Genomic DNA, 3,446 nt, shown 5'->3' with positions numbered 1-3,446 from the left:
AGCTAACTAACGAAGTGATTGCTTCTTTGACAGGATATCCATTCATATTAGAGGGGCTATCTGTAGCAGAAATTTAGAAAATTGGTATTTCACAGCAACGGCATGGTCACTGTTGCCAATTGCCTTTGGGAGTGGGAAAAAATAAAAAAATTCCTAATGCGCCTTCAGAGACATCACCTTGATATGAGAGTATAACTATAGTTTTTCTACAAAACGGTCTGGGAATAGTGAGGGTTCATGCCTAAAGTGCAGACATTCCCAAACTTCAACAAAAGTGCACATATGCTTACAGTTTTAACCGCCACCTCTTTTTGCACTCCGTATTGGAACTATGGTGGCACGCTACCGGAGGGCAATTCATGACAAAGATAATCTCGCTGTTCAACCAAGCCGGCGGTGTGGGGAAAACCACGATCGCGCTCAATCTCGGCTACCACCTCTCCTTACGAGGCCACAAGGTTCTTCTCATCGATATCGATCCTCAAGGTTCTCTAACGCTCTTCATGGGGGTTGACTCTCAGAAATTGGATAAAACTGTGTTTGATGCCATTGTCAATGAGGAACCTCTTTCCATCCACACGGGCATTCACTGTATGGATTTGGCACCTACCAACATCAACCTCAGCGCGGCGGAAATTCAGCTGGTTAACATGGATTTTCGGGAAGTTCGCCTTAAAGATGCGATCGCCCCAATTCAGGACAACTACGATTTCATCCTCATAGATTGTCCTCCCAGTTTAGGGTTACTCAGCTACATCAGCCTGGTAGCCGCTACTCACGTCTTAGTCCCCGTTGAGACTCACTACAAAGCCTTTGAGGGCACCAACCTCCTGTTGCAAACAGTAGCGAGAATCAGAAAGAAAGGAAACCGCCCTTTGCAGATAGCTGGTTTTGTTCCCTCCCGCTATGCTGCTGCTAACTCTCAGGACAAGCGGACTCTCAAAGCCATAAACGAGCAGTTTACGACCTTTGGCCCGGTTTACGCTCCTATCCCGCGAATAACTGCTTTCGCGGATGCTTCCGAAAAACAAGTCCCGCTTGCTGTTTACGAACCTAAAAATCCCGTCGTCAAAATATTAAACCAGCTATCCGCCAAGATGGAGAAACTCAATGTCAAGTAAGAATGACCAGCCCTATAAAGGTAAGGCCTCTTTGAGTGTTTTGTTTGGAGATGATGAAGTGGCAGAACCAACGGCTGAAAAACTGCTCTCGATTGAGTTGATAAAGCTTCCATCCTCTCAACCTCGCCGATACTTCGACTCCCAAGCTATGCAGGCTTTGGTTCAGTCAGTAAAAACAGATGGAATTCTTCAACCTCTATTAGTCCGCCCTTTAGGGGAAAAAGAATACGAGCTAGTAGCAGGCGAAAGGCGGTATAGAGCTGCAAAGGAAGTGGGATTGACAGAAGTCCCTGTTATCATTCGGGACTTGACACAACAGCAAGCTCTGCGCGTTGCATTAGTTGAGAACCTCCAGCGGGAAGACCTCAACCCAGTCGAAGAAACGGAGGGGATATTACAACTGCTCTCTCATCACCTTGAATACGATCTAGAAGAGGTGGGGCGGCTGCTCTACCGGATGCAAAATGACGTACAGAGGATGAATGATAACGTTATCATTCATCATGAAACGCAAATAGTCGTCAAGGTTTTTAGCGAATTGGGGCGGATGTCATGGGAGTCTTTCGTCAGCAATAGACTGGGACTGCTGAAGCTGCCGTCAGAGATCCAAGAAACCCTCCGCCGAGGTCAGATCGAGTATACCAAGGCGCGAGCGATCGCCAAAGTTAAAGACGAGCAGGCAAGAAAGTCGCTTCTGGAAGCGGCGATCGCTGAATGTCTATCTTTAAATCAGATTAAAGAACGCATCGCGGATTTAAAGGCAGGTACTTCGGAAGAAGAACCGGAAGAAAATCTGAAAACCCAAATAAAAGGAGCTTTAACAAAAGCGAACAAGTCAAAAGCTTGGAGTGATCCAAAAAAGCAGAAGCGCCTACAAAAAATTCTAATAGAGCTAGAATCCCTCTTAGTAGATTAGAAAAAACAAGGGCTATGCCGCATTCTGCCTAATCCGTGCAACCGGATTCGAGAGAAGAAGTTCCGGCATTGAAGGGATGGTCGTACCCATTCAAAGACAGAAGCGTTCGGACACTTCTGAAGAATTAAATATGCGACTTCTAGCGGACGCTTTCATACAGCAAACGACAACACGGTTAGGATATTCCAAGTTCCTGAAACCATTAATTCTAGTTGGTTTTTTTCCTGGTCCCTAGTAAGAGATCTCTAATTCCTGGCTATACTTTGGGCGAGCGGCGCGATCGCGCGGAGTACAGGGCTGGATATTATTTCTGCGCTGGCTGTTGGGAGGCAAAGTTTAAGTTTTTGTCAAGGATGCTGGGTTAATCGAGAGAACATTCTTTTTTTGGCGATCGGTCTGATACAGGCGCTCGCGCACGGGACGGTACAACTATTTCTGTAAAAAGAAAAGTCGCGCACGCTAATAATTCTAACCAAGAGTGGCAGTGAAGGAGAAATTATTACCTTTGCGAAAGTGAATGAGAAATCAGCTTTTAGGCAGAATTCGATCGAGCTTGGCAGTTGATAGGTTAGAGACATAGAGATGAAACCGAAAAAAGCAAACTCAAACCCTGTTTGGCTTATGTTGACAGTTATGCCACAAAGTCACACTCTTTCAAACCACAGCCGACTTTCACTGCCGGCAAAGTATCAAACCCTGTTAGACAGTTTTTTGGCAGATTTTCAAAAGTCGCTAAATGCTTTAGCCCGCGCTTGGAACAAGTATCAGCCCAGCGATTAGCTCTCAAACGACAGAAAACAAGACTTAGATTGGCTTAAAACAACGCTGCAAGAGTACAAGATTTCCATCCACACTTCAACTAGCAGCCAAGAGTTTTGGAAAGGTTGTAGGGATGGGAAAAAAAGCAGGAGAACAATTTCTGACAAAGGCTCGCCAAACGTCGCACAAAACTTACTCAACGCAACCGCGAATCCGAAAATCCCTCAAATCTACGATCTGGGGTTCAATGTTGGATGGCGGTACGCTCGCCTCAAAGACTACTTGTTGCGAATCAGAAAGCAGCGAAAGTTGGAAGAATCCAAGCAGCTTCAAGATTATCAACAGTTTTTCAGTTTTATCCGCCAAAAGGCTGACTCAGAAGATATGGACTCGTTCCTACCCCTCTTTTGTCAGTTTCGGCAGAAAATAACCTGGGATGGTTATATCATAAGACTTTTACCAAAAACCTTGATTTGGGCCATTCTGTTAGAAAATAAATGCTCAAATCCTTGAGTTATCTACAGTTGAAAGTTTGGGTATTATTTTTATTTTCTCAGAGTGACAAAAGAGGGCTACAGCACTTCCGGATGTTATGAGGTACAGTAGCAGCAATTAGTAAACCAGTTTTTAAGATGTTTCGGATTAATTAA

3 protein-coding genes are annotated in these 3,446 nt (G+C 44.8%); all 3 read left to right on the top strand.

Annotated elements, in window-relative coordinates; translation table 11 throughout:
• Positions 1 to 359: 359 nt before the first annotated feature.
• Positions 360 to 1,121 carry a ParA family protein gene (locus QUA38_RS28065; protein ID WP_333167671.1) on the top strand — a complete coding sequence of 254 codons (762 nt, stop codon included), beginning with the start codon at positions 360 to 362 and terminating at the stop codon, positions 1,119 to 1,121.
• Complete coding sequence (locus QUA38_RS28060; protein ID WP_333167669.1) at positions 1,111 to 2,037, top strand: ParB/RepB/Spo0J family partition protein; 927 nt, start codon at positions 1,111 to 1,113, stop codon at positions 2,035 to 2,037. The genes QUA38_RS28065 and QUA38_RS28060 overlap by 11 nt, the downstream gene beginning before the upstream one ends.
• A gap of 633 nt (positions 2,038 to 2,670) precedes the next feature.
• Positions 2,671 to 2,817 carry a hypothetical protein gene (locus QUA38_RS28055; RefSeq protein ID WP_333167667.1) on the top strand — a complete coding sequence of 49 codons (147 nt, stop codon included), beginning with the start codon at positions 2,671 to 2,673 and terminating at the stop codon, positions 2,815 to 2,817.
• Positions 2,818 to 3,446: the final 629 nt, after the last annotated feature.

Origin of the sequence: Microcoleus sp. Pol12B4 (assembly GCF_036701385.1) — a bacterium.
Taxonomy (GTDB): domain Bacteria; phylum Cyanobacteriota; class Cyanobacteriia; order Cyanobacteriales; family Microcoleaceae; genus Microcoleus.
The sequence above is the reverse complement of the archived record's forward strand: the minus strand, read 5'-3'. Positions and strand labels throughout refer to the sequence as shown.

Bases quoted from the DNA above. Each gene is read 5' to 3' on its own strand.
- QUA38_RS28060 (WP_333167669.1), top strand. From the start codon at position 1,111: ATGTCAAGTAAGAATGACCAGCCCTATAAAGGTAAGGCCTCTTTGAGT.
- QUA38_RS28065 (WP_333167671.1), top strand. From the start codon at position 360: ATGACAAAGATAATCTCGCTGTTCAACCAAGCCGGCGGTGTGGGGAAA.
- QUA38_RS28055 (WP_333167667.1), top strand. From the start codon at position 2,671: ATGCCACAAAGTCACACTCTTTCAAACCACAGCCGACTTTCACTGCCG.